Here is a 20,192-nt window from a genome sequence, read left to right as displayed (position 1 = left end):
GAGTGTTTTATACTATTCTAGTTAGTCATTTATTCAAAGCTCTTAATAAATAACCGCATCGAAAAGGCTAAGCAGTTTGGGTATAATTTAGGTAAGTAATTTATGCCTTCGTGTATTATGAATACCGTTTCTTTTATTTAGTCCTTCCATTCGCCTTCCTCTTCTGCTTTCTTCCTAATACCATTAATTAATGATTTCTCATCAATTATAATTTTTTACTTTTTTAAACTCTGTAAATATTTGATATAAAATGAAATCACTCCAATTATGCCACTTGTTTAGAGTATGTTTTTGTTTGCACTTTTGAATATTAGCCTATATCCCATTATACTTCCTGATCTAGATATACGATTTCTAACTTGGATTTTAACTTTCTTAATTTCAAAAATTCCCAACCAATCATTGTCAAAATTACAAGCTAAACTATTTATTTTTTATTATCGAATTCAATTTTATAGAAAATTCTTTGATTCATTATAAGTTAAATAAACGAAAACAAATAAGATAAAGAGAATAACGAATAATGTAACTAAATTAAACTCACCGAAAAAATTGGGATTGTTTCAAATATTAAAAAAGCAAAAATTTTAATTCCAATGTTCTTTTTGCATTGTTCTTTAAATAGTTTTTTTTCGGTTTTGAATATAGTTTTTTTCCACAGATTATTTTGTATTAGTTCTTCGTTTGGACAGCTAATGAGGATTGTAAATTTGGAAATGCACCTTTTCAGCTTAATGGATACTTGATGCGAAATGTAAACTCTGCTAAAATGTAGCTAATTTAAAATGGTTATGATAGCCAATGGTTTATGTTATTCAGGATTTGTCGGTATATATTTTTCTACACAATAACTCTCCACTTCTGAATCATTTGCAAAGTATCCATCACACAATTCGTCAAGTTCTTTTTCTGCTCCGGAAACATATTTTTCGCTTGCTGTCATTAATTTTTCTGTTTGTTCAATAAATTTTTCGAATTCTTTATTCATTTTGCATAGTTTGTCAATTGTTTTAAAATCCAGGTCTCGAAATACGGAAGGGTAAAGAACTTTACTTTGGTATGGATTTGCATTTAATTCAATAATTCCTATTCCAAAAGATTGATTAAGTCTTGCCATTTCTTCAATTAAACTGTCGCTAAATTCTAATGCAACTAAATATCCGTAATTTGCCCAACTCGAATTGGAAACAGCTTGAAAGAATGCCTTCTTAAGTTCACTATCGCTATTGATTTCTCTTTTAAGTTCGTAGGATGTTAATTTAAAAGTATCAATTCGATTTATTGATTTTAGAAAGTTTTGACTTGCTTTGGTCTGCAAATTCAGAAACTTAATTCCAATCATATCTGGATGTGTCCATATTTGGTTGTTATCTTTACCATTTGATTGTTCGTGAAAAATTGTTTTTGAATAAGTATCAGCATTTTTCAGATAACTGCTTAAGAGTTTATGTAAGTCTCTTTCTTCGTAAGTTTTTATCTTATTACTTTTTGTTGTTTTAGCTATCGGAGTTATAGCGTCACCACTCAAAACTTCAATACCAATATTCTGCTCGTTTTTCGTTAAATAATAAGAATAAGTTGCTCCATTCTGTTTGATTCGTTTTACTCTTGTATCTCCATTTCGGATAAAATCACCTAAAACTGCCGAGATTGTAGATCCAGGAGTTTTTGCAACACCAAAATCGTAATAATTATTGACATTTATATGATTAAGAACAGTCAAATAATTGGTGATGTTATTAATGTCCTCTAAACTTTTTAATACTGCTTCTTTTAATGTCATTTTCTATATTTTATTTCGGAGGTTCGTGAGTTTTACAATTGGCTATAACTACCAAATATACACAATATCATACGTTTCTATCTCATTAAAAAAGCAATTAACAATGATTTTTCTGTCTTTCTAAAAAACGTTCTCTATGACTTGCGTTAGGGATAGCAGTGAAAAGCCCACAAACAAGTGTAGCGATAGCGGTACTTGTTGAGGACTTGCAACGAATAGCCCGCCACCAAAAAAATAAGGGCTACGCGCAAACGGCATGGCCCTTATTTTTTGGTGGAACGCCCAAATTATTGAACATATTTGTTACGGATTTGGAACTATTAATTTATTGGTGGCGATTTCACCACTCGGGATAGGCCAAATGTAATTGCTACTAGTAATCAGGACTAAAGGAGCGGTTCCGATGGCGCCTTTTTTTGATGGAATCGTCAGGAGGTTGCGCTGTAAGTCCATTAATCGAATACCTTCGCCAAGGAACTCAATACGTCTTTCGTTCAAAATGGTGGCGATCAAAGCAGTTTGGATATCTGTGGCACTAGACGGAAAAACGTAACTAGGATTGGAACGATTGCGAACGGCTTTGAGTAAATTTATAGCGGTGGTCAAATCGTTGTTTTTGGCTTTTGCTTCGGCATAATTGAGCAAAACCTCGGCATAGCGTAATACGGGTACGTAGTCGCGGAAGGGCGCCGTGGTAATATTGAATTTCTTGAGTAATTTTTGGTTGGCGCTATTAGTTGCAATTAGCGTTGCGCGAGCATCGGCTGTGGTGTTGAGTGCAGGATCTTTAGCGATGCCGTCTGTAGCCAAAACAATGATAGGTTGCCCCACATAATTAAAAGCCAAGCTACTTTGAGAAGCCGGTGTTTCAGTAGTACTGTTGGCAAACGGAATAGAAAACAGTGCTTCATTACCCGTGTAACTGCCGGTAAAAATAGCCGTGAAATTAGGTTCTAACTGATGTGTTAAACTGCCTGAACTGTATTGGTAGGGCGCAGTCAATGAAACTATTTTCTGCGCCTCCTCGATTACTTTGTCATAGTTTTGTTGTATCAAATAGACTCTTGTCTTAAGAGCTATTGCAGTGCTTTTTTTGGCTCTCGACACATTTAGCAAACTGCTGCTGTAATTGACTGGCAAATTGGTTTCGGCTTGGTCTAAGTCTGTTATGATTTGCTTGTATATCGCATCGATGCTGGAACGAGCCAAATCATTGTTGCCGGCGGTCGTTATAGGTGTTAGACGCAAGGGAACACCTAGTCCGTTTTTGTCGAGTGCGTAAGGCTTGGCATACGTTTGTACAAGACTTAGGTAGCACAACGCACGCACAAATTGCGCTTCGGCACGATAATTTTTGGCTACTTCATCGCTCAGTACGGTTGTAGTATTCAGCTTGTCTATCAAAATATTGGACGCATTGATCGCTGTGTAGCAAACCGACCAAACATTATTTACAAAATCATTGGTCGAGGCTACGTTTTGATTCCAGACCGCTGATCCTGCTGCGGCATTTCCGTCGCTTTGACCAAATTCGTCTGCTCTTTGTTCGTTAAAAACAATAAAACGACCGCCATACAAACTTTGATTTTGAAGCAGCTTGTACAAATAATTTACTTGAGCTGCCATTTTTCCTGGCGTGCTGTAGGCATCGGCTTCCGGAATACTGGTTTTGGGTGTTGTGTCCAAAAGGTCTTTTTCGCAACTGGATACCGCAAAAATAAGCAGTACTGCTAGGCTAGATAGGATGAATTTTTTCATTATATTATGCTAAATAAGGTCGTTAAAATCCGACGTTGATACCAAAAGTGATTGTTTGTGCATTGGGAGGAACATTTTGATCTTTTCCCGAATTGATCGAGTTTCCGTTGATAGAAACCTCTGGGTCAGACCCACGGTATTTGGTCCAAGTATACACATTACCAGCTTGCACATACAAGTAGGTACTCGAAAGATGGTCACGCAAAAACGTTTTCTGAATCGGAAGATGGTATCCTACTGAAATGTTTTTCAGTTTTATATACGAACCATCTTCCACTTTTGACGTGGTTGTAAAAGAGAATCCTGCCGAAACATTGTCACCATAATATAGTTTTTGAATATCGGTGATTTGGCCAGGTGTTGTCCAACGGTTTTTGATGAATTCACCATTATTAAAATAGCGCTGATCAGAGTTCGTCGCTCTCGTACCATTGTACAATTTACTACCCGATACAAAAGTAAAATTAAGAGTCATGTCAAAATTTTTGTACGCAAAACTGTTGTTCAATCCACCAAAAACTTTAGGTAATGAAGGCCCCTGAATCACACCATCGGTATAATTATCAATTGCTGGAGCTGCCGTACCGTCAAGAAAAGTCCATTTTGGCGAACCTATATGATTGTATTGCACTTCTTGTCCTTTGCTATTGATAAAGACCATTTGACCGTTGTTTGGATTAACTCCTTTGGTTGGAACAGCAAAAATGGACCCCACAGAATAACCTACACGAGTCATGTTTTGTACTCCAAAAACACTAGGAACAAACACATCTGTAGCGAGTGATGTTACTTCGTTTTTTAAGGTCGAAAGGTTCAAAGAGGCATTCCATGTAAAATCAGATCCCTTCAAAACCAAAGCATTGATGCCCAACTCGATTCCTTTGTTGTACATTCCACCAATATTGGCATTGATATAATTGTTCGGAATTCCTGCTGATAAAGCCTGAGGTGCTTTTAGAATTAAATCTTTGATGGTGTTTTTATAATAATCAAATTCGAATGTCACACGATTGTCTAGAATTGCAAAGTTCAGTCCTAGGTCCAATTTACTACTAGTTTCCCATTTTAAATTGGGGTTGGCTGTTTGCGAATACCCGAGCGTTGGCGTTCCCGCATACGTACTCGAACTGTAGGTTCCGCTAGCAGGATAATCGCCGATTTCGCTATTCCCCACGACGCCATAACTAGCACGAAATTTCAAGGAATTGATAAGCTTACTAATTCTTAATTGCTGATAAAATCGCTCTTGACTCAAGGCCCAACTTACAGACCCACTTCCAAAATTGCCGTATTTATTGCCGTCTGCCAGCGCAGAAAGTCCGTCTCTACGGGCATTGATACTTACAAAATAACGTTTATCGAAATTGTAATTTACATTCGAAAAATAAGAAGCTAATCCGTTTTCTCCAAAACTGTTTCCTATTGGCGAAATGTTGGTATAACCGCCTTGAAAATTGGTGTATGATGGATCGGTGATATTACTTTGTGATGCTCCCCAACTGTTGGTCGAGGTTTTAATTTGCTCCTGACCTGCTAAAATACTGATATGATTTTTGTTCGAAAAATCTTTGGTATACGTCAAGGTATTGATCCAATCCTTTCGAAGGTATTTTGTTTCGACGTTGGTCGCCACACCATTTGATGAAGCACCACCCCCATGAAGTGGATTCAGAAATGAGCTGTTGGTCACCTGCAAATTGTTCAGACCATAACTGGATTTGAATTTTAAATTTTCCGATAGCGCTATTTCGGCATATACATTACCAAGCAGTGCGTTATTTTGTGATGAATTGGTGTCTAAATTCTGTACCATCGCCAAATTGTAAGCGTTAATAGTCCCAATCACAGCCGGAATATTAGCTCCATAACCTACACTAGTCTTATTTTGAATACTGTACGATCCATCAGGAGCATAGACCGGAACGTTTGGTGGTAACACATAGGTCATACGCCCGATTGGTTCATTGGTAATGTACTCGGTATTGTAGGCAGATGACGAGCTTGTGTTACTAGCAATGGCACCTGTATTTGGGCTCTTGTTCAATCCGTTGCTATAAGATAAGGTAGCTCCAACCTTCAAATACTGATTTACTTTGTGGTTGATGTTTAATCGGGAAGCATAGCGTTCAAAGCTATTGTTTCGAATAAAACTATTTTGATTGCTATACCCTACCGAAAAATAATAGTCGGTAGTTTCATTGGCTCCCGAAATATTCAAATTGTGATTGTTTGAAAAACCGGGTCTATACGCCACATCGTACCAATTGGTATCTACTAGACTACCATCTGGATTGTAAGACAAGAAGTAACCTGGCGCTTTTCCAGCATTGACCAAGGCTTCGTTTTTGATCATCACATAATCTTCCGCTCCTAATAATTTGGGCAAATTATACGGTTTATTCACGCTGTACCAAGAGTCGTAGTTGAATTTTGTTTTACCAATTTTTCCTTTTTTAGTCGTGATTACAATTACACCATTTGCTGCTCGTGAACCATATATCGCCGATGCCGAAGCATCTTTTAAAACATCAATAGTCTGAATATCATTTGGATTAATGTCTGACAGCGGATTGTTTCCTGTCATCCCTCCTATCGAACCCACAAAAACACTAACCCCATCAACCACAACAAGTGGAAAAAGTCCTGAAGTAATGGTATTCAGTCCTCGTATGCGCATTACGGGAGTAGAATTGAGCACACCACTTGATTGCAAAACATCAATACCTGTGGCTTGCCCTCCTAGCAATTGGTCAAAACTAGTAGTGGGTCTATTCTGAATTTGTTTGGCCGAAATAGACGCTACAGCACCTGAAATTTCTGTTTTCTTTTGGACGATATACCCACTCGAAACTACAACCTCATCAAGTGAATTGTTATTGCTTTCGAGTAAAATTGTAACAAAATCAGCCGACTTCAAAGCAACTTCTTTGGTGGTATAGCCTTCCAAATGAATTTTTAATCGCAATGGGAAGGAAGGTTTTGTTCGAATAGAAAAAATTCCGTTACTGTTGGTCAAAGCAGCATCTTTGGTCCCGACAACAGTGATTAAAACAGACTCTAAGGGTGTATTTTCCTTGTTTGTTATACTTCCTTTAATGACATTTCCTTGTGCAAAAACAACTATAGTGCTACTAAAGAGACAAAAAAGAACAAGAACGAACATAGATCGAGGATCTAAAATGGATTGGAATGCTTTCATTTTATACGAATGAAAAAGGGGTTGGTTAATTTTTTTGGTTTGGTCTAAAAAAAAGCTTCAAAATCTTTTTACAGTTTTTGAAGCTTTTGATTTGAAAGTAAATGTAATTTATTTTTTAGATACAACTTTAAATAAATCGTGCGTATTGTTATTATTTACAACCAAAATATATTTATTACCGCTGTTTTTTATTTCGATACAATTTCTCACGTCCTTGTCTGCAAAAAACCCAGATGTTTTATTCGAAACATAACTAAATTTATTCTTTGCGTTTTTCTTCAAAAAGTAGCCCAAACCAGCATCTGATCGGGTAGTTTCAATTTCAGACTGGTAATTATTCCCTGCCATCACTAAATCTTTTTTTCCATCACCATCAAAGTCATCATAAATAATACTGTTGATTGGAGCCGTTTGCACTTCATTCAAAAAGGGTTCAAAAACAAAATTTTCTGCGCCATTATTTATGAAAATTCCAGATCTGAATTCGTTTACCGTATAATGCAAAGCCGAATTAATACTCTCCCCTACGATTCCTTTTAAATCTGCGTCTGCAAAGTTTTTGTAGCTCGTTATTTTATTTTTCAAATGTGGCATTTGCTGAGCCGTACAGCCTTTTCCGCGCACGGGTACTTGGGTGTTATTGTACTCATTGGCTAGAAAAATATCCTCTACGCCATCATAATCAAAGTCATGCGTGTACACATGGAATGGCTTTTTGGGAGTGGCATGAAATTTATAATTCAGTCCCAAATTCCCTGCAACCAAATCAAGGTCGCCATCATCATCAACATCCGCTACTAGCAGTTTATTCCACCAACCTTTGCTATCGGCTAGTGCTTTGTAATCGTTGGTCGGCACTAAGAATCCGCCTTTGTTCAGGAACACTTCTATCCCCATCCATTCACCACAAACTACCAAATCTAGTTTTTTGTCATTATTAATATCAAACCAAACCGCATCAGTCACCATGCCGATTGTTTGCAAAGTACCTGCTTTGGTTGGTGTTTCATTTGTGAAGACACCTTTATTATTAATTAATAAATAACTATTAGGTGCATAAGGATATTTATTTGGAACCACTCTCCCACCTACAAACAAATCCAAATCACCATCATTGTCATAATCAGCGGCAACCACTACTGAGCCTGCAGAAAACAGTTCAGGCAAATTTTTGACAGCGCGTTTGAACTGTCCTTTCCCGTCGTTCAGGTACAAACGATCTTGCAGCAATTTGGGTGTTTTATCAAATTCATAACTCCCACTCACAACATATAAATCTTGATCGCCATCATTATCAGCGTCAAAAAAACATGCGCCTACATCTTCAAATTGCTTGTCGTTATTAAAATCTGCAACGTTAAGAGCCGAAAATCCGCCCGCACTTGTGACCAAAAGCAATTGCCCAGCTTGACCGTGACCGCCTCCTAGGTAGACATCTTCGATTCCGTCTTTGTTGACATCCGCTTTGGCTACTGCAGGACCTGTCTGCGACAATTTATGTGGCAACAAAATTTGATCTTTGTAATCATTTGTTTTTGGATCAGTATGCTTGTAGCTAAAAGGCATTTTTTCGAATAAAATAGCGCCCGCGACAGCTTTGGTCTTTCCTGCAACAGCATCTTGATACTTCACAATCAATTGCTGATTGTTTTTTGGTGCTTTGATAATTTGCTTTTTACCGTCAGACCAAATAACTTCAAGATAATCAATCGTTTCCTCTTTCTTAAAACCAAAATGCAATTGATTGGAAACTGCAGACAAAAATCCTTTGGTATTAATTAATTGACGGGTTTGTTTTTCACCAGATTTCAAGACTAAATTTACAGTTGTTCCAACCCCAAAAGGATTGGTTGCAGGTCCTTTGAAATTAATTTCTAAAAACTCCCCTTTATCCAATTCTCTCGAATTATTTTTCAGTAAAGTCGCAGCTTCATTGATATTATTAACAACTAAATCTAAATCTCCATCGTTGTCCAAATCGGCATAAGCAGCACCATTCGAAAAAGTATTGGTTCCTGTACTCCATTTTTTCGAAGTATCTTCAAAAGTTAAATCTCCTTTATTTCGATAAAAATAATTAGTCAATTTTTGCTGTGGCAACATTTGTGCAAAGCCCAAGAAATCTTCTTTGGTTGGTTTTCGATTATTAGCTCTTAAAATGGCTAAAATTTCATTGTTCTTATCCTTGTCAATTACATCTCTATAAACGCCATTGGTCACATAAACATCATTGAACCCATCCAGATCAAAATCGGCTGACAAAATAGACCAGCTCCAATCGGTATTGGCGATTCCAGCCATTTTACTGATTTCGCTAAAAGTTCCGTTACCATTATTCAGTTGCAACATATTGTGCATGTATTGGTGGTGGTACCCTTCGTCAACCATTTGATCGAAATTTTCTTTAGAGGTCATTCCCATCGTGGTTTTGGATCGAATGTAATCTTCGGGATTCATATCCAACGTCATGATATCCAAATAACCATCATTGTTGATATCGGCAATATCGCCTCCCATACTATTGAAAGACATATGCTTAACTACAGCCTCACGCTGGTCGGTAAACGTTCCGTTTTTGTTATTGAGATAAACAAAATCGGGAATATTAAAATCGTTGCATACATAGATATCCAAATAGCCATCATTGTTCAAATCTCCAATTGTTGGGTTGAGTCCGAATCCTGTATCTGGCCCAATTCCGGCTTTTATAGAAACATCTGTAAAATGTCCTTTCCCATCGTTTTCATACAAGCGGTCACTTCCTTTTTTGGTAATCGTATTTGGATTTGTTTTCAAGCTCTTGAAATCTCCCAACTCTGGTTTGCTAGTCATATCGGGTGTATTCGATACAAATAAATCCAAATCATTGTCATTGTCATAGTCAAAAAACACAGAATTGATTCCGCGGTTGGCATCTGCAATTCCGAACTCTAGTGCTTTTTCGGTGAAAGTCATGTTCCCGTTGTTGATGTACAACATATTGGCAAACTTATTATCAGAGTCGTCCCAACCACCTCTTGTGATATAAATATCCATGAAACCATCATTATTAACATCTGCAACTGTTACTCCTGCATCAAAACCGGCCCTTTTGGTAATTCCTACTTTTGCGGTTATGTCTTCAAACTTGAAGTCACCTTTGTTCAGGTATAATTTGTTGTCGTGTGTATTTGACGTAAAAAACAAATCAATTAGTCCATCATTATTAAAATCGGCAGTAGCCACACCCCCGCCTATGTACATGTAGTTGTACTGAAAATAATTTAGATCAAGATCTTCTTTGAGTTCGTTTACAAAAGCAATACCCGATTCTTCTGGCGTAATAGTGGTAAATAATACCGCATCATCATCTGAATTGGTGTCTTTGTTTTTGCAGGAATGTAAAAAGGAAAACAATAAAATACCTAGAGAAAGGTATCTGAATGAAATAGTTTTGAACATAGGGTTTAAAAAAATTGGTTAGCTATTGAAAAGTATTTAAAAATACAATAATTAAGAGAGATATGTAAATAAAAAACGTAAAAACGGTACTACCAAAAGAGGTAATACCGTTTTTCTTAAATAAACCAACTTACTTATTTCAAACTAGGATATAAATCAACTTCAGATTGTGGAATTGGTGCATAATAATTTGTATTATCCAACGAACCTAAAATTACATTAACTGGTTTAGTCAATGCCATAGGCGATTTACTTCCATCTGCATTAAATTTGGTACCAATGGTTACTTGCGGATTCCTAGCAGTTCCACCAAGAGCTTCTGATACTTTTTCTTTACGAACTAGGTCATTCCAACGTACATATTCTCCCGCAAACTCCCATTTACGTTCAGTAAAGACAAGATCAACTATATTTCCAGAAATTAAATCGATCAGTGGAGCTGGTGTATTCATAGGTAAATTGTTTGCTCTACGACGTACTTTATTTAATGCTTCCCAAGCATCAGGGGATACTAGTCCTCCTGCAGCACCAGATGCTTCTGCATAAATTAAATACACTTCAGACATTCTCATCCAATAATCACTTCTAGAGGTATTAAAGTTAACTCCAGAACCTTCAGATAATAGACCAATCACTTTTCTAAATACTGGTGTTTGCACATCCTTAGATTCTCTCCAACTCCAAGTAGAAACTGGTGCCGTTACCGCAGCAGCACTTGGTTTCCCGTTAGCATCTAAAGGAAGTGTTTCGTAATAAGTCGCATTTTTTCTATAACTATTAAAGTTAGTATAATTTGTTCCTTTATCGAAATCTTCATAAAAACGGACTTCAGCAAAAGTCTCTCCCCATCCGAAAATATCTCCTGGAATTCCTAACATACCATATTTGGTATTTTGAAGTCCACAAGCTTGACAAAACTCTACTGTAAATACAGATTCTGTATTGTTTCGCCCCGCTTCACTCCATAAAGAGTTCAAATCAGTTACCATTCCGAATCCAAAAGAGGTTTGGTTATCAATTACTGTTTTTGCACTTGATGCAGCAACAGCATTTTTAGTAGCATCTTTTACAGGAAATCCAGCCCAATCCAAATATAATCTAGCTAACATTGCTCTAACAGATCCTTTGTTAGGTCGTGCCGAACCAACAGTAGTTTTGGTTGGTAACAATGTTTCCGCCAAAAGCAAATCTTTTTCAATTTGCTTGTACACATCAACAGTTGGTGACAAAACTGGGTTTTCACTTAATTTAGTATCCAATTTAATAACTATTTTACCGTGAACACGTACTAAATGGTGGAACATAATTCCTCTTAAAAAATACGTTTCTCCCAACAGTACGTTTTTCCTAGCTTGCTCTGTAGAGGCTAAAGTTGAAGAAGCTGTGTTTTCCAAAACTGTATTGGCAGAACGAATTAGACCATATACATTTCTCCAAGTATCTAAGGTTCTTGTATTATAAGGTGTTAAACTACGTTGATCATACTCTCTAAAGTCAGACTTATTACTCAAAGGATGTGTCGTAATATCATCACCACCCCAACCACTTACATAAAAAGTTGTCTTTTGGGCCGCATCTCTAAATTTACCATACATTCCTGTAACAGCCAATTCCATTTCGTTAATAGTCGTATAAGGAGCTACAATGAATTGCGATTCAGCGGGATTTTCATTCAAGTCAAATTGCTCACAACTATTAAATGATGCTATGGATACTAGCGATACCAAAAAAGCACCGGTAAAGCGTTTTATTATTTTATATTTTGATTTCATACTTTCTATAATTTTTTAAACAAATGATTACTACTACAATTGAAGTTTAAGTCCCAATGTGTATGTTCTTGGAGTAGGAAATGCTCCTGCATTTATACCAGCTGTAACGTCTGAAGTACCTTGCTCAGATCTAGTTGTAGTATTTTCTGGGTCATATCCTGAATATTTAGTAATCAAGAATAAATTCTGTCCTGATGCATATACTTTAAGAGATGTGTTTTTAAAACCAGCAAATTCTTTAAAAGTATATCCTATATTCAAGTTACTCAATCTGATAAAATTCCCATTTTCTAAGAATTTAGAAGAGTTCGAAAAAATTGAATTAGTAGGAACATCTGTTTGATTGGTTGGCGTCCATTGATTGACTTGTTCTGAAGACATGAAACTTCTTGAATCTCCAGCACCACCGTTGATACCTGCTTGTGTCATGTTATAAATATCTGAACCGGATATACTTTGAATAAAGATGTTACAATTCCAGTTTTTATAATTTAATGTGTTATTCCAACCTACAAACATTTTTGGCGTACCGTTACCAATTGCACCAAAGGCAACATTATTATTATCATCAAGTAGATATTTTGCTTGACCAGGTACACCTGCAACAGTACCTGTAGTTTTACTTACCGGGATAACATCTCCAGTTTTCCAAGTTCCTAAAAAGGTTGCACCATATAATTGTCCTAAAGATTTCCCTAATTCAATAACATTCAACACTCTTGATTGTCCACCTGGAGCAATAAACGTTCCGTCAATTTTAGTCCTACCTTCACTCAATTTTTCTACTCTATTTTTCACATAAGAAACAGAAACATTTGAATTCCATGTAAAATCACCATCCTTAAATAGATCGTACCCTAAATTTACATCGATACCCTTGTTACTTACTTCACCAACATTATTAGTGATAAATCCACGAGCCGTACCACCAGCACCTCCACCACCATCTAATCCAGATAAAGGATTATTAAGTAATAAGTCTGTTGTTAATTTTTTATATACATCAACACTTAAGTTACCTCTTCTATCATGGAAACCTAAATCAATACCCAAATTTGACTGTGATGTTGTTTCCCAATTCAATTGTTTGTTTCCGTAGTTCAATAAATAAACACCTGGAGAAGCAGTCGTTCCATCAAATGAATAAGAGACATTGTTATATTTTGTATCAGTAGCGTAAGCACCAATATTTTGATTCCCAACTCGTCCCCAACCTAATCTTAATTTCATAGCGTTTACAAAACTTTCCTTTGGCAAGAATTCATCTAGACTATATCCCACAGCTGCAGAAGGAAAATAACCTACTCTATTGTCTTTAGCAAAAACAGAAGAAGCATCACGTCTTGTAGTAACAGTTACAGATAAGTTGTTGTTAAAAATATACTCTCCACGAAGCATAAACGATTGAAGCTCTTGTAGCGCGAAGTTACTTGAATAAGTTTTACTAGATGCATCTGCAAATTGTCCATAATAGTATCCCTTTGGAACTGAAAGATTCAACCCAGCAAATGAATTAATGTAGTTTCTAGAGTTATTATACTCTTGAACCCCTGTAATTTTCAAATCATGTTTTCCAAATTCTTTATGCCAAGTCAATATATTTGACATTTGATATGAAGTGAATTTATTAGTATTAAAACCAACAGATGGAATGTTATTGTTATTCTCTACAAAATAGTTTTGAGCATTATTGTTATTAATCGCAGATCCAAGAACTAAACTATAAGTAAAGTCTTTTGAGATGTTATAACTTAAATTAAAAGTAGCATTCAATACATCTTTAATTTCTTGAAAATTACTATTATTCAAGGTGTAAACAGGGTTTTGATTCAAAGAAGCAACACTCCTTATGGAACGTAAATTATACTCTCCATTAGCATTGTAAACCGGTGTTGTTGGATCCCAAGTTAATGCTTTGTAAATTAAACTTCCTTGATCGCTTCCAAAAGTCTCAAAATTATTGTGATTTTGAAAACGGTTTACAAATAAATTTAAACCCACTTTCAGCTTGTCATTCACCTGAGCTTCAACATTTGAACGCACAGCAAACTTTTCGGCATTTGTATTGATTACAATACCTTCAATATTATTGTAGTTACCAGATATAAAATATCTTAATTTCCCTTCTGAACCACTTGCCGATATTTGTAGATTTTTTGAAATACCTGTTTTCAATATTTCTTTTTGATAATTTGTACCTCCTTGTGCTTCAATGGCAGCGATATCTGCGGCTGTATAAAAAGCAGTCCCTCTTCTTTCGTTTTCAATTCGAGCAAAATCCCCCACATTATCTGCCAATGTTGGTAGGTATTTTGGGATCGTTGCAATAGACGTAAAATAGTCTACATTAATTTTCCCTTTACCAGAACCTTTTTTGGTAGTAATCACGATTACACCATTAGACCCACGTACTCCATAAACAGCAGTAGCAGAAGCATCCTTCAAAACATCCATCGAGGCGATATCATTTGGATTTAAAGTACTTAAATCTCCTCCAATCATACCATCAATTACAATAAGCGGATCATTACTTCCTGTAATAGAGTTCACCCCTCTCACGCGGACTTTGATTTCTCCACCCGGAGCTCCACTAGATCTAGAAACCATTACACCAGATGCTCTACCTTGCAGCGCTTCTTCCACTCGTACAACGGGCTGATCTGCAAATGACTTAGCAGTAACCTGACTTACAGCACCTGTAACATCTTTTTTCTTTGCTGTTCCGTAACCAATTACCACTACTTCATCAAGTGTTGCAACATCTGGAACCAACTTAATATCTATTGTTTTTGACTTTCCTACTTTAATATTTTGGGCATTATAACCTATAAAAGATATCAATAAAATATCACCCTCTTTGGCGGAAATGGTAAACTTTCCATCAATATCAGTTGAAACTCCTGATTTCGTTCCTTTTTTGAGTACGTTAACTCCTGGAACTCCTTGACTGGTTTCGTCTGTCACTTTACCTGAAACTTGCTGGGCATAAAATTCTTGTACACTCATTAACGCCAAGAAAAGTCCTAAGTAGGAGCTTTTTTTCAGATACCTTGAAATTCTTTTTTTCATAATTTTAGTTATTTGGTTTTTAATATGGTTGTTGTTTAATGTTGTTTAATATCAATAGTAACGTTATAGTACAAAGTGGTTTTATTACTGTAAATTTAACATAAAGCTAATATTTTGCATTTAGGTATAAATCAATCATCATCACTACTATCTTATCTTCAAATTATATCAAATAGGAAAAACAAGTAAACAATAGACTAACAGCAATTTAAAAGGTTAAAACGACATAATACTAGTCATTTTAGCTATTCAAAAAATGATGATTAAATTCAAATAAGAAACGTTTTTCATTATTGAACAGGGTAAATGTATGTAAAAAAATGTTAACACAATTAAGAAAAATAGAAAAAATCATAAAAAAATCATAAAAAAATAGCAGCTAACACAAAGGCGTTAGCTGCTATTTTAAACCTATAAAGTTATTTTCTTACTTCTGATACAACAATGACTGAATAACTTCAAAAGATATACTCTGATCATCATTGACAAAATATTTCAATAAAACTTCTCCCCAAATTTCACCATCACTATAGTCTGCAATTATCCAACGGTGATTGAGGATTTTAACTTTGTTAATCACAAACTTATTTGCCCCAATTTGGTCTTGTCCCGTATAAGGATTCCCTTTTGGATTGGCATTCAAATCCATCAACTGCTCCTTAACATAAGGAAGTAACTTTTCGTACTGAATAGTTTTATTTAAATCACTATTTTCAAAATAATTTTGGGCATTTTCATTTTTCTCTAATGAAAAATAATCAGCATCTGCCAATTTTGTACTGATAGAGGCTAAGCTATCTTTGAGTTTTTTGGTTACTCGTGTATACCGTTCTTGCTCGAATTTAACTTCGCCACTGTAGTAAGCATAGGTAAAAACATTTATAAGTACCAACAGAATGAAGGCATAAAGTAAAAATGATCTTTGCATATTGATAGGTAATTAAATAGTAATTTCTAATTCATCATAAGCCAGAAAAACATTTTCTGGTAATTTTTTTTGTACGTCTTCATGAAAGCCCATAATATGACTAATATGTGTCAAATAAGCTTTTTCAGGCTTCACCAAGGCTATAAAATCCAAAGCTTCCTGTAAACTAAAATGAGAAAAATGAGGCTCCTCACGCAAGGCGTTTACTACCAGTACCTTAAGGTTTTTTAATTTGGCTATCTCCTTATCTTCGATCGTTTTTACATCAGTCAAATAAGCAAAATCATCAATTCGATACCCAAAAACTTGTAAATCTCCATGCAAAGCATTAATCGGAATGATTTTTTTTCCTCCTAATATAAAGGGGGAATCATTGATCACTTCATAAGTTTTTACAGATGGAGCTCCCGGATATTTATTTTCGGTTTGAAAAATATAATCAAAACGATTTTTTATATTTTCGATTACCCTAGGATGTCCATAAAATGGCATTTCGCCCATTCGAAAATTAAAGGGACGTATATCATCAATTCCTGCTGTATGGTCTGCATGCTCATGTGTAAACAAAATTGCATCTACTTTTTTACAGTTGGCTCGTAACATTTGCTGTCTAAAATCGGGACCACAATCGATGACGTAAGAACAGTCGTCCCACCGTACCCAAATTGAAACACGTAGTCTTTTATCTTTATTATCCGAACTCAAGCAGACTGGATGATCGCTACCAATTATCGGAATTCCCTGAGAGGTACCAGTACCTAAAAAATTTACTTTCAAATCACTTTCATTTTTTTACAAAAATAACATTAAATCCCTTTCATTAGTTATCAATTTCATTAACTTTGTGACATATAAGCCAATTTTACACAAAAAAAATGGGTACTGAGATAAAATTAAAGGGTGATAAAGTCATCGAGCAAATACCTTCCGTCAAGGATAAGGCGCTTCGCATCAATTTAAACGAAAATATTTACGGAACTTTTGCCGAAATTGGAGCTGGACAAGAGACAGTTAGACACTTTTTCAGAGCAGGAGGGTCTTCGGGAACCATAGCAAAGGCAATGTCAGCATACGACAAGGATTTTAGCGATGCCGTTTACGGAGATGAAGCAGATGGTCGTTATGTTACAGAGAGTAGGCTAAAAAAAATGCTTTCACATGAGGTTGGACTTATTGAGCAAAGACTAAATCGTGAAAAACATCCCAACAAGATGTTTTTTAGTTACGCAAACACTGTAGCAACTATTGACTTTGCAAAGCAATTCAAAGGGCATGGGTGGGTTGGTATTAGTTATCAAATAGAACCTGAGGAAGCATATAACGAAATCATCCTGCATATTCGTTTTAAAGAAACAGATGTAAGACTACAACAAGAAACCCTAGGAATACTTGGAGTAAATCTAATTTATGGTGCGTATTACAAATATAACGACCCAAAAAAATTATTACGATACCTATACGATCACCTAGACAAAGATCAGCTCGAAATTGATACCATCAATTTTTCTGGACCGCGTTTTGCAGATGTTGACAATCGTTTAATTAGTTTACAATTGGTTAAAAATGGAATGACTGATGCCGTGATGTTTAATCCAAAAGGGAAAAACATTCTTCCAGCTGCCATTTTATATAAAAAAAACATACTTGCCTTAAGAGGAAGTTTTCGCCCTGTTACCAAGGTAAATATGGACATGTACAAGAAATCCTTGAATATGTTCCTTAAAGAAAATAAAGTTGACGAGAAAAACACTTTGGTGATTTTTGAAATTACTCTTTCAAACTTACGTTCAGACGGTGAAATTGACGAACGCGATTTTATGGATCGAGCAGAACTACTTTGTGCCTTGGGTCAGACTGTTATGATCTCTAATTTCCAAGAATATTATAAGGTAGTTGAGTATTTCTCTAATTATACCAAGGCTCGAATGGGACTTGCCATGGGAGTTAATAATCTAGTTGATATCTTTGACGAAAAATACTACCGCCATTTAAGTGGAGGGATTTTAGAAGCATTCGGTAAACTATTTTTCCGTGACATGAAAGTATTCTTATACCCAATGCTAGATGAAAATGGAGAAATAGGAACTTCGTTAAACTTAAAAGTTCACCCAAGAATGAAAGAACTTTACAAGTTCTTTAAATTCAACGGAAAAGTGATTGATATTGAAGATTACGATCCAGACAATCTAACCGTATTCTCTAGAGAAGTTCTAAAAATGATTCATAGCGGACAACCAGGATGGGAGCGTATGTTACCCGAAGGAATCTCGGAAATCATTAAAGAAGGACAATTATTTGGCTATGAGACAACAAAGTTCTTAGAAGAAAACAGTTAAAAAAAATACCACATAAAAGCGAGGACAACAACTGTTCTTGCTTTTATACTTACATAATCTTTGGATGAAATTATTCATATATCCAAAGCTAAAAATAAGCATTCTGAAAACCTACTGCATACATCACCCTTTCATACTAGCAACAGTCCTATTTCTGTCTTGCTTAAATATTCATGCTAGCAATAATTTAATTGCTATTGATACCACAGGATCAAAAGAGCATAATGATCGAAATTTAACAACTGAATTTGAAAACACACCTCTTCGCTCCTATTTTGATAAGAAACTAGACAGTATTGAATCGAAAGAAAAACAAAAGAGTATCCTAGTTAAAAAAAGTACTATTGTTACTTATAAAATTTATCAAGATGGTACTATTCACAAAGTTATTCCTAAAACAATAGCCAAAGAATTCAAAAACAAGTACCGATACATTTATATCGATAAAAAAGGAAAGAAATACGATTTAGGCGATTTTACCTTTTATAAAACCCAGCTGTATCGAGGTATCGAAGGAGAAATGATAAATCTTATCAACCTTGAAGAAGTTCCTAAAACGTATAAAAAAGGGACTCATCAATATCATTTTAATATGGATTCTCCTAGGTCCTATGTAAACGAACAAACCTTGGCCAGTTTTTTTGGTGCCATGCTTGAGGTTAATTATCTTGACATTGGATGTAATGGTTTTAGTCATAAAGACGGATCATCCAAGCCGAGCCGCAGTCATATTAATGGTAATAATGGTGATTTTAAATACCTTCGAACCGATAAAACTTTAAAATGCGGTCCTGGCACCAGTTTAAACCTCAATAAAGCACCCGATTCCTTAGATTATATAAGACAAAATAAATGGAACGAAGCTTTGTACAAATTCGGATGGAAAAGCATGTTGGGATGGACCGTTACAATTAATAAAGAAACAAAATATTTGCAACATATTTCACATAAAACAACCAACCACCATCACCATTTGCATGTACAAAACTACGAACCACAATTTAAAGAAATAATACAATGAAAAAAATAACCTTCCTGATCTTGACAGTATTATTTTTTTCGTGTAAAAAAGAGAGCGAAAAGCCTATTGTACCTGAAACAAAAAAAATAGAATCTGATAGTCTTTTTTACAGTTCAAAAGACTTTCAACCCTATTTAAAATTCAATTCTGAATATACGGAATATGAACTAACAGGTCTTGAAACTCCAAAAGAATTCACTTCAAGCGATCTCTCTTTTAAAGTGAAAGAAAATGATTATAATTTTGATAAATCTGCAGATTTTAAATACTTTACAACAGCTGCATTTAATTTAGATAAAATAAAGTACAAAGTAATCGCATACGCAACCTATGGAGAAAATGATGGAAAAGTAATCAACCTACAATTAAACAGTTATGTTTCAAATATTCAAGTTGATGCCTTACTCCTCGATTGCAGATTTACTTTTGAAATAGAGTATTATCGTAAATTTGAAATTAAGAAAGATGGAAATATTACTATAAAAAAATACTCCATTGATGGTTATACTTATAACGATGCTGGTGACATTATTGGTAAAAGAGCTACAAATGACACCGTTACAACTATTTCTAGATATAAAACAAATACTAACGGGCAGTTTATAAAATATTAACAGGTTTGAACTAAACTCTGGCTGTAATAAGGTCTCCTCTATATAATAAATTACTTTGAAGTATCGTATTTAAAACTTCATCCAATCAAAAAAAATTAATAAAGTCTAAATTTAGCGGTGTTGATCAACACTTTTACTAGCACAAATTCAGGATATAAATTAGGCGGAATTGGATCTAAGTAATAAGAATAAAATAATGTCGTATTTTATTGTGGATATGTAAAAAATTTAATATATTTATCTCATTATGAGATATGTAACACTAAAAGAA

11 protein-coding genes are annotated in these 20,192 nt (G+C 35.2%); 3 read left to right on the top strand and 8 right to left on the bottom strand.

The window, feature by feature from the left end; all coding sequences use genetic code 11:
* Positions 1 to 811: 811 nt before the first annotated feature.
* The 8 genes from M2326_RS13205 to M2326_RS13170 form a co-directional block, all read right to left on the bottom strand.
* Positions 812 to 1,783, bottom strand: coding sequence for a hypothetical protein (locus M2326_RS13205; RefSeq protein ID WP_264620027.1), 972 nt, complete (start codon positions 1,781 to 1,783; stop codon positions 812 to 814).
* 303 nt (positions 1,784 to 2,086) lie between these two features.
* Positions 2,087 to 3,541, bottom strand: a complete 1,455-nt coding sequence (locus M2326_RS13200; protein WP_264620026.1) for a RagB/SusD family nutrient uptake outer membrane protein — start codon at positions 3,539 to 3,541, stop codon at positions 2,087 to 2,089.
* 22 nt (positions 3,542 to 3,563) lie between these two features.
* Positions 3,564 to 6,740, bottom strand: coding sequence for a SusC/RagA family TonB-linked outer membrane protein (locus M2326_RS13195; protein ID WP_264620025.1), 3,177 nt, complete (start codon positions 6,738 to 6,740; stop codon positions 3,564 to 3,566).
* Between the two features lie 108 nt (positions 6,741 to 6,848).
* Positions 6,849 to 10,181, bottom strand: a complete 3,333-nt coding sequence (locus tag M2326_RS13190) for a VCBS repeat-containing protein (RefSeq protein ID WP_264620024.1) — start codon at positions 10,179 to 10,181, stop codon at positions 6,849 to 6,851.
* A 134-nt stretch (positions 10,182 to 10,315) separates the two neighbouring features.
* On the bottom strand, positions 10,316 to 11,953 hold the full coding sequence (locus M2326_RS13185; protein ID WP_264620023.1) for a RagB/SusD family nutrient uptake outer membrane protein: 1,638 nt from the start codon (positions 11,951 to 11,953) through the stop codon (positions 10,316 to 10,318).
* A gap of 33 nt (positions 11,954 to 11,986) precedes the next feature.
* On the bottom strand, positions 11,987 to 15,022 hold the full coding sequence (locus M2326_RS13180) for a SusC/RagA family TonB-linked outer membrane protein (protein ID WP_264620022.1): 3,036 nt from the start codon (positions 15,020 to 15,022) through the stop codon (positions 11,987 to 11,989).
* Positions 15,023 to 15,449: 427 nt separating this feature from the next.
* A complete protein-coding gene (locus M2326_RS13175) occupies positions 15,450 to 15,950 on the bottom strand; it encodes a hypothetical protein (protein ID WP_264620021.1) in 501 nt (166 codons plus the stop codon).
* A 12-nt stretch (positions 15,951 to 15,962) separates the two neighbouring features.
* Positions 15,963 to 16,727: an MBL fold metallo-hydrolase gene (locus M2326_RS13170; protein WP_264620020.1), complete on the bottom strand. Its 765-nt coding sequence runs from the start codon at positions 16,725 to 16,727 to the stop codon at positions 15,963 to 15,965.
* A gap of 98 nt (positions 16,728 to 16,825) precedes the next feature.
* Here M2326_RS13170 and M2326_RS13165 point away from each other — a divergent pair, with 98 nt between their 5' ends.
* From M2326_RS13165 to M2326_RS13155, 3 genes are all read left to right on the top strand, one after another.
* The gene (locus M2326_RS13165; protein WP_264620019.1) at positions 16,826 to 18,286 is read left to right on the top strand and encodes a TonB-dependent receptor; all 1,461 of its coding nucleotides are present in this window, start codon (positions 16,826 to 16,828) and stop codon (positions 18,284 to 18,286) included.
* A 64-nt stretch (positions 18,287 to 18,350) separates the two neighbouring features.
* A complete protein-coding gene (locus M2326_RS13160; protein WP_264620018.1) occupies positions 18,351 to 19,307 on the top strand; it encodes a hypothetical protein in 957 nt (318 codons plus the stop codon).
* Entirely contained in the window at positions 19,304 to 19,921 is a 618-nt protein-coding gene (locus M2326_RS13155; RefSeq protein ID WP_264620017.1) for a hypothetical protein, read from the top strand. The genes M2326_RS13160 and M2326_RS13155 overlap by 4 nt, the downstream gene beginning before the upstream one ends.
* Positions 19,922 to 20,192 lie beyond the last annotated feature (271 nt).

The sequence above is a fragment of the Flavobacterium psychraerolatum genome, from assembly GCF_025960985.1.
Classification (GTDB): Bacteria; Bacteroidota; Bacteroidia; order Flavobacteriales; family Flavobacteriaceae; genus Flavobacterium.
The sequence above is the reverse complement of the archived record's forward strand: the minus strand, read 5'-3'. Positions and strand labels throughout refer to the sequence as shown.

What these genes read in the sequence shown, in the direction of transcription:
- M2326_RS13165 (WP_264620019.1), top strand. Translation starts at nt 16,826, where the DNA reads ATGGGTACTGAGATAAAATTAAAGGGTGATAAAGTCATCGAGCAAATA.
- M2326_RS13155 (WP_264620017.1), top strand. Translation starts at nt 19,304, where the DNA reads ATGAAAAAAATAACCTTCCTGATCTTGACAGTATTATTTTTTTCGTGT.
- M2326_RS13180 (WP_264620022.1), bottom strand. Translation starts at nt 15,022, where the DNA reads ATGAAAAAAAGAATTTCAAGGTATCTGAAAAAAAGCTCCTACTTAGGA.
- M2326_RS13160 (WP_264620018.1), top strand. Translation starts at nt 18,351, where the DNA reads ATGAAATTATTCATATATCCAAAGCTAAAAATAAGCATTCTGAAAACC.
- M2326_RS13175 (WP_264620021.1), bottom strand. Translation starts at nt 15,950, where the DNA reads ATGCAAAGATCATTTTTACTTTATGCCTTCATTCTGTTGGTACTTATA.
- M2326_RS13195 (WP_264620025.1), bottom strand. Translation starts at nt 6,740, where the DNA reads ATGAAAGCATTCCAATCCATTTTAGATCCTCGATCTATGTTCGTTCTT.
- M2326_RS13185 (WP_264620023.1), bottom strand. Translation starts at nt 11,953, where the DNA reads ATGAAATCAAAATATAAAATAATAAAACGCTTTACCGGTGCTTTTTTG.
- M2326_RS13200 (WP_264620026.1), bottom strand. Translation starts at nt 3,541, where the DNA reads ATGAAAAAATTCATCCTATCTAGCCTAGCAGTACTGCTTATTTTTGCG.
- M2326_RS13205 (WP_264620027.1), bottom strand. Translation starts at nt 1,783, where the DNA reads ATGACATTAAAAGAAGCAGTATTAAAAAGTTTAGAGGACATTAATAAC.
- M2326_RS13190 (WP_264620024.1), bottom strand. Translation starts at nt 10,181, where the DNA reads ATGTTCAAAACTATTTCATTCAGATACCTTTCTCTAGGTATTTTATTG.